We start from the raw sequence: 7,010 nt of genomic DNA, 5'->3' as shown, positions 1-7,010 counted from the left end.
GACGTCCTGTTCGCCATGCTCCGCGACAAGATTCCCTACCAGCCCCGCCCAGCCACGCCGATCGCCGCTTGACGAAACCCATAGGGACACCCCCCACGGAAGCGGCGGTGACCGGCCTCACCGGCCGGCCACCGCCGCTTCCGCGTTGGCTAGGCTTTCCGGCATGACGGTGGCGGTGCGGGTCATTCCGTGTCTGGACGTGGATGCCGGACGGGTGGTCAAGGGCGTCAACTTCGTCGACCTGCGCGACGCCGGCGACCCGGTGGAGCTGGCGGCGGCGTACGACCGGGCCGGGGCGGACGAGCTGACGTTCCTCGACGTCACCGCGTCGTCCAGCGACCGCGGCACGATGCTCGACGTGGTCCGGCGCACCGCCGAGTCGGTCTTCATTCCGCTCACCGTGGGCGGCGGCGTCCGGCAGGTCGCCGATGTCGACACGCTGCTGCGGGCCGGGGCGGACAAGGTCGGGGTGAACACCGCGGCCATCGCCCGCCCGGAGCTGATCGCCGAGATCGCCGACCGGTTCGGCCGCCAGGTGCTGGTGCTCTCGCTGGACGTGCGACGCGCGCCGGCCGGGGTGACGCCCAGCGGCTTCGAGGTCACCACGCACGGCGGCCGGCGCGGCACCGGCCTGGACGCGGTGGCGTGGGCCGCGCGCGGCGCCGAGCTGGGCGCCGGCGAGATCCTGCTCAACTCGATGGACGCGGACGGCACCAAGGCCGGGTTCGACCTGCCGCTCATCCAGGCGGTCCGGGACGTGGTCGAGGTGCCGGTGATCGCCAGCGGTGGCGCGGGCGCGGTGGCGCACTTTCCGCCGGCCGTCGGCGCGGGCGCCGACGCGGTGCTCGCGGCCAGTGTCTTCCACTTCGGCGAGCTGACCGTCGGCGAGGTCAAGGACGCGCTGCGCGGCGCCGGGCACCCGGTGCGCTGACCCGGCCGGGCCCACGGGTCACTGCCGCCCGGAGCGACCCTCCGGGGACCGCCGGGGCATCGGGATGGAGCGGACCACGTACTCCTGGACGGCGGCGGCGTGGTCGTCCTCGGCGAGCTGCCACTCGGACTCGCCCGGCGGGTGCCGGCGGGTCAGCACGCCCTGCACGGTGTCGACAGTGGTGCCGAGCCCGGCGCTGGGCCGGGTGCGCCAGAGCCGTTCACCGTCCGGGGTGACCCGGAACCAGCCGTCGGCGACGCTGACCAGGCCGGCGCCGACGAGCCGCCGGACCGCCCCCTCGACCTCGTGTCGTTCGGGAATGGCCTGGTTGAGGTGGTCTGCGGTGGAGAGGACGTCGGCGAGGCGTACCCCCTCGGGGCGGCGTGTGGCGGCGGCCCGGCGGTGCCGGCCGGCGCCGCTCGCGATGACCAACGCCACGAAGATCCAGGCGTCGCTCCAACGCCATCCGTTGTCCCCCATGCACGAATGATGCCCGCCCGCGACGGCGGAGAAAACACCCGGTTTTGCCGGCGCGCGTCGTCGCAGCTCAGCGCGCTCCGGGCCGGCCCGTACGATGGCGGTCGGCCCGAACGCGCTCACGCAGCGTAGGCGCGGACCGGTCGGGCCGGGATCGCGAAGATCGGGATGAACAGTTGGGCGAGCGGCCCGATGGCGAGCGCGTAGGCCACCGTGCCGAGACCGACGGTGCCGCCGAGCAGCCAGCCGAGGGCGAGCACGCTCACCTCGATGACGGTCCGGACCAGCCGGATCGACAGGCGCGGGCGGCGGGCGACCAGGCCGGTCATCAGGCCGTCGCGCGGGCCGGGGCCGAGCCCGGCGCCCAGGTAGAGGCCGGTGGCGGCGCCGTTGGCGACGATGCCGACCACGAGCAGCGCGGCGCGTACCGGCAGGCCCTCGCCCGGCGGCAGCACGGTCAGGGTGCCGTCGACGACCAGCCCGATCACCACCACGTTGCTGATCGTGCCGAGCCCGGGGCGCTGCCGCAGCGGGATCCAGAGCAGCAGCACCACGGCGCCGACGGCGATGGTGACCGTGCCGAAGGAGAGGCCGGTCTGCCGGGCCAGCCCCTGGTGGAACACGTCCCAGGGATCCAGGCCCAGCCCGGACCGGATCATCAGCGCCATGCTGAGCCCGTAGAGGACCAGGCCGGCGTAGAGCTGGGTGAGTCGCCGCATCGGCCGGTCCCGGAGATTGCCAAGCTGTGCCATGCATGCCACCCTAGGGTCCAATCGACCGAGCCGGAGAGGCCAATCGGGGAGGAGTGGCCATGACCAGCCAGGTGCGCGGTGTCCAATTGGCGCGGCTGCTCGGCCAGTGGCACGCGCTGCCCGGCCGGCGGCGCAGCCCGGACTACGTCGCGCTCGCCGCCGCTGTCCGTGGCCTGCTCGCCGATGGCCGGCTGCCCCTGGGGGTACGCCTGCCGGCCGAGCGGGAACTGGCCGAGGCGCTCCGGATCAGCCGGACCACCGTCACCGCGGCGTACCGGGAACTGCGGGAGAGCGGCCACCTGGCGAGCCGGCGCGGCGCTGGGAGCTGGACCATGCTGCCGGGCACCCACCGGGTGGCCAGCACCGGCCTCTGGACGCCGCTCGACGACCGGGACATGATCGACCTCGGGGTCGCCGCGCTCTCCGCCCCGCCGCAGCTCGTCCCCGCCGCCCGCGCGGCGGCCGAGGACCTGCCCCGCTATCTCGGCGGCGCCGGCTACCACCCCACCGGCATCATCGAGCTGCGCGAGGCGGTGGCCCGCGGCTACACCGAGCGTGGCCTCCCCACCAGCCCCGAGCAGATCATGGTCACCAGCGGCACCCAGCACGCGCTGGACCTGGTGCTCCGGCTGGCGCTGTCCCCCGGCGGCGGGGTGCTCGTGGAGTCGCCCACCTACCCCAACGCGCTCGCCGCGCTCGCCGCCCGGCGGGCCCGGATCGCCACGCACGGGCTCTCCGACGACGGCTGGGACGCCGACCTGCTGCTCGGCAGCCTCCGGCAGACCCGGCCCAAGCTGGCGTACGTGATCCCGGAGTTCCACAACCCGACCGGTCACCTGATGGCGGCCGACCTGCGCGAGCGGCTGGTCGGCGCGGCCCACGCCGCCGGCACCGACCTGGTGGTGGACGAGTCCTTCGTCGACCTGCCGCTGGACGACACCCCGCTGCCGCCGCCGGTGGCGGTCTTCGACAGGCACTCCCGGGTGATCAGCATCGGCGGGATGAGCAAGCCCTACTGGGGCGGGCTGCGGATCGGCTGGGTCCGCGCCTCCGCGCCGCAGGTGCAGCGACTGGCCGCGGCCCGGGTCGGCGTGGACATGGCCAGTCCGGTCCTCGACCAGCTCGTCGCGGTGCACCTGCTGGCCCAGGCGCCGGCCATCGTGGCGGCCCGCCGGACCCAGCTCGCCGGCCAGCGGGACGCGCTGGTCGCCGCGCTCGCCGACCGGCTGCCCGACTGGCGGTTCCGGGTGCCGCGGGGCGGCGTCACGCTCTGGGCCGAGCTGGACGGCCCGATCTCCAGCGCGTTGGCCCGGGCGGCCGAGGAGGTCGGCGTACGGCTGGCGCCCGGCCCACGGTTCGGCCTGGACGGCACGCTGGAGCGGTTCCTCCGGCTGCCGTTCACGCTGCCCGCCGCGGAGCTGGCGGAGGCGGTCGGGCGGCTCGCCGCGGTCCGCTACGACCTGGACCGGGCCGGCCGGCCGCAGTGGCGGGAGCCGAGCGTCATCGCCTGAGCGACCGTTCCCGTTCCGGTGGTTGCCGGCGGAACCGGGTCCGGCGACGGCGTCGTGCCCGCAGACTGCCCGGGTGGGGAACCGGAGCGACGCCCGCTGGTCGTGGGCGCTACGCGCAGCCGCGCCCGGCTCCCGCACCACCCGGCTGGAACTCTTCTACGACCTGGTCTTCGTCTTCGCGTTCCTCAGCGTCACCACGCTGACCGCCACCGTACTGACCCCGGTCAACCTCTACCGCTTCCTGCTGGTGCTGGCGCTGCTCTGGTGGTCGTGGACCGGCTTCGCGCGGGTGGGCAACGCCTGCCGCGCCGACCAGGGCATGCTGCCGCTTGTCGGCTTCGTGACCGTGGCGGCCACGTTCCTGCTCGTGCTCAGCGCGCCCGGCGCGTTCCAGGACCGTCCCGGCGGCCTGCCCGGCCCGCTGGTCTTCGCCGGCTGCTACTTCGTGATCCGGATGGCCCAACTCACCGTGTTCGGCCGGGTGGACCGGGCCGACCCGGTGCGTCGTCGGCGGTTCCTGCTGCGCGTCCTGGTGCCGGTCGTGGCCACCGTGCTGCTCGTGCTCGCCGGCGTCGTCCGGGCCTGGCTGCCCGACGGCCGGTTCGCGGTCGGGCTGCAACTGGCGCTCTGGACGCTCGCGGTGCTTGTCGAGTACGGGGTCGGGACCACCGTGGCCTGGCACTGGTGGGTGGTGGTCTCCGCCGGGCACTGGGCGGAACGGCACGCGCTGATGGTGCTCGTCGCGCTCGGCGAGTCGATCATCGCGCTGGGGCTCGGCCCGAAGACCGGGCTGCCGCTGACCGGTCCGGTGGCGGTGGCCGCGCTGCTCGGCATCGCGATCGTGGCGGCGCTGTGGTGGGCGTACTTCGACACGCTGGCGTTCGCGCTGGAGCAGGCGCTGCACCACGCCCGGGACCGGAACGCCCGGCTGCGGCTGAGCCGCTCGGTCTACACGTTCCTGCACCTGCCGATGGTCACCGGGACGATCCTCTACGCGCTCGGCCTCAAGGACCTGCTCGCCGAGGTCGCCGACCCGGACACCCCGCCCTGGGGGTGGCCGTTGGGCGACTTCTGGGGTGGCGTCCTCTTCGGCGGGGTGGCGCTCTACCTGCTCAGCATCGCCGGCTGCTGGTGGTTGGCGGTGCGCGAGGTGCACCGTCCGCTGCTGGTCACGGTGGCGGCGCTGGTCGTGGTCGGCCCGTTCGCGTTCCGGATCTCGGAGGTGGCCGCGCTGGGCGTGCTGGCGGTGCTCGCCGGCGCCGGCGTCACCTGGGAGACGCGCAGCGAGGACGGCCGCCGCCGCCGGGTGCGTCAGCTCGCGCTGGAGGAGCAGGTGGCCGCCGAGACCGAGCAGAGCCGGTGGCGCCGGGAACACCTGTGACCGGCGCGGGCCGCGGGGGCCGGTCCCGCGCGGGCCGTGCCCCGGGACGGTGGGGCACGGCCGGCGCGGCGCCGGGGGCACGTCACAGCTCGGCGAGCGTGCCCTCGTACATCTTGTCGATCTCGCCGGCGAAGTTGGTCTCCACGCTGCGGCGCTTGATCTTCAGCGACGGGGTGACCTCGCCGTCGGCGATGGTCAGGTCGCGGGGGAGGATCGTCACCTTCTTGATCGTCTCCCAGCGGTTGAGCTTGGCGTTCAGCTCGTCCACGTACCCCTCGACCATCGTCCGCGCCTCGGGAGAGGTGACGATCGTGGTGTAGTCGCGCCCCTCCAGCGGGGTGCCGGCGGCCCAGCCCTTGATCGCGTCCGGGTCCAGCGTGACCAGCATCGTGCAGTAGTTGCGGGCCTGCCCGATCACCACCGCCTGCGAGGTGTACGGGCAGATCGCCTTGAACATGCCCTCGATGTGCGACGGCGCGACGTACTTGCCGCCGGACGTCTTGACCAGGTCCTTCTTGCGGTCGGTGATGCGCAGGTAGCCGTCGTCGTCGAGCGTGCCGATGTCGCCGGTGCGGAAGTAGCCGTCGTCGGTGAACGCCTCGGCGGTCTCCCCGGGCAGGTTGTGGTAGCCCCGCATCACCGGCCGGCCCCGGACCAGGATCTCGCCGTCGGTGTCGATCCGGCACTCCAGGTCGCCCATGGCCCGGCCCACGCTGCCGATCTTGAGACCGTCCGGCGGGTTGACGAACGCGCCGGCGCTGGTCTCGGTGAGGCCGTACCCCTCCGAGATGGGCAGGTTGGCGGCGGCGAAGAAGGTGGCGATCTCCTTGCTCAGCGGCGCCGCGCCGGAGACCAGGACCCGCATCCGGCCACCCAGCCGGGCCTGGAGCTTGCTGAAGACCAGCTTCTCGGCGAGCGCGTACTTCATCCGCAGCCCGGTCGGGACCGGCTTGCCGGCCTGCTCCAGCGCGACCTTCTCCTTGCCGACCGCGACGCCCCAGCCGAAGATCTTCGCCTTCGCGCCGCCCGCGCCCTGCGCGGTGGTGACCGCCTTGTTGTAGACCTTCTCGAAGACCCGGGGCGCGCCGCACATCAGCGTCGGCCGGACCACGCCGAGCAGGTCGACCAGCCTGTCCACCCGCCCGTCGACGTAGGTGGGCAGCCCGACGTGGGTGGCGCCGCAGAGCAGCGTCTTGCCGAACGAGTGGGACAGCGGCAACCACAGGTACTGCAGGTCGTCGACGCGCAGCAGGCCCAGCTCGGCCTGCGCGACGCCCTCCCAGCACCACCCGCCGTGCAGCAGCTCCACGCCCTTGGGCCGGCCGGTGGTGCCCGACGTGTAGATCAGGGTGGCCAGGTGGTCCGGGCCGATGCCGGCGACCAGCTCGTCGATCAGGCCGGGCGTGGCGGCCAGCGCGGCGGTGCCGCGTTCCTCCAGCTCGGCGAGCGTGAGCTGGGGAACGGTGGCCGCCGGGTCGGCCACGCCGTCGAGGAGCACCACGTGGGTCAGCGCCGGCAGCTCCGCGCCGGCGATCTTCGCGGCCTGGGCCGGGTTCTCCGCGAACAGCACCCGCGACCCCGAGTCGGCGAGAATGTACGCCGCCTCCTCGGGCTCGGTGGTGGGGTAGACGGTGGTGGTGGCCCCGCCGGCGCACATCACGCCGAAGTCGGCGAGCACCCACTCCAGCCGCGTGTTGGCCAGGATCGCCACCGGGTCCTCGAGGCCCACACCCAGCCCGTGCAGCCCGGCCGCGATCGCCTTGGCGCGCTGCCCGACCTGCTCCCACGTCAACCAGACCGGGCCCGAGTCGTCGGGTGCGGGGTGGGCGAAGGCGTGCCGGTCGGGGGAGTCCGCCACGCGCTTGAGGAACATGTCCGGTACGGAACGGTACGGTACATCGAGAGCCATCGTGGAAGCCGCCTTCAGGGGTGGAGGGACGTGACGGGGGTCACGCCGG

6 protein-coding genes are annotated in these 7,010 nt (G+C 74.0%); 3 read left to right on the top strand and 3 right to left on the bottom strand.

The window, feature by feature from the left end:
- The first annotated feature begins 163 nt into the window (after positions 1–163).
- On the top strand, positions 164–931 hold the full coding sequence (gene hisF, locus AB0B02_RS26175) for an imidazole glycerol phosphate synthase subunit HisF (RefSeq protein WP_107157581.1): 768 nt from the start codon (positions 164–166) through the stop codon (positions 929–931).
- Positions 932–949: 18 nt separating this feature from the next.
- On the opposite strand, the gene AB0B02_RS26170 is transcribed toward hisF, so the two are convergent.
- On the bottom strand, positions 950–1,411 hold the full coding sequence (locus tag AB0B02_RS26170; protein ID WP_281936548.1) for a hypothetical protein: 462 nt from the start codon (positions 1,409–1,411) through the stop codon (positions 950–952).
- A gap of 116 nt (positions 1,412–1,527) precedes the next feature.
- Positions 1,528–2,160, bottom strand: coding sequence for a hypothetical protein (locus tag AB0B02_RS26165; RefSeq protein WP_281936547.1), 633 nt, complete (start codon positions 2,158–2,160; stop codon positions 1,528–1,530).
- A gap of 59 nt (positions 2,161–2,219) precedes the next feature.
- Here AB0B02_RS26165 and AB0B02_RS26160 point away from each other — a divergent pair, with 59 nt between their 5' ends.
- A complete protein-coding gene (locus tag AB0B02_RS26160) occupies positions 2,220–3,671 on the top strand; it encodes a PLP-dependent aminotransferase family protein (protein WP_357304485.1) in 1,452 nt (483 codons plus the stop codon).
- A 73-nt stretch (positions 3,672–3,744) separates the two neighbouring features.
- Positions 3,745–5,052, top strand: a complete 1,308-nt coding sequence (locus AB0B02_RS26155) for a low temperature requirement protein A (protein WP_357304482.1) — start codon at positions 3,745–3,747, stop codon at positions 5,050–5,052.
- Positions 5,053–5,134: 82 nt separating this feature from the next.
- On the opposite strand, the gene AB0B02_RS26150 is transcribed toward AB0B02_RS26155, so the two are convergent.
- Complete coding sequence (locus AB0B02_RS26150; protein WP_357304477.1) at positions 5,135–6,961, bottom strand: long-chain fatty acid--CoA ligase; 1,827 nt, start codon at positions 6,959–6,961, stop codon at positions 5,135–5,137.
- Positions 6,962–7,010 lie beyond the last annotated feature (49 nt).

Origin of the sequence: Micromonospora sp. NPDC049240 (genome assembly GCF_040647835.1) — a bacterium.
GTDB lineage: Bacteria > Actinomycetota > Actinomycetes > Mycobacteriales > Micromonosporaceae > Micromonospora.
Note: the sequence above shows the minus strand (reverse complement) of the source record. Positions and strands in the feature narration are given on the sequence as shown.

Excerpts from the sequence above, each read along its gene's own strand:
- AB0B02_RS26170 (WP_281936548.1), bottom strand. The coding sequence starts at position 1,411 with ATGGGGGACAACGGATGGCGTTGGAGCGACGCCTGGATCTTCGTGGCG.
- hisF (WP_107157581.1), top strand. The coding sequence starts at position 164 with ATGACGGTGGCGGTGCGGGTCATTCCGTGTCTGGACGTGGATGCCGGA.
- AB0B02_RS26150 (WP_357304477.1), bottom strand. The coding sequence starts at position 6,961 with ATGGCTCTCGATGTACCGTACCGTTCCGTACCGGACATGTTCCTCAAG.
- AB0B02_RS26165 (WP_281936547.1), bottom strand. The coding sequence starts at position 2,160 with ATGGCACAGCTTGGCAATCTCCGGGACCGGCCGATGCGGCGACTCACC.
- AB0B02_RS26160 (WP_357304485.1), top strand. The coding sequence starts at position 2,220 with ATGACCAGCCAGGTGCGCGGTGTCCAATTGGCGCGGCTGCTCGGCCAG.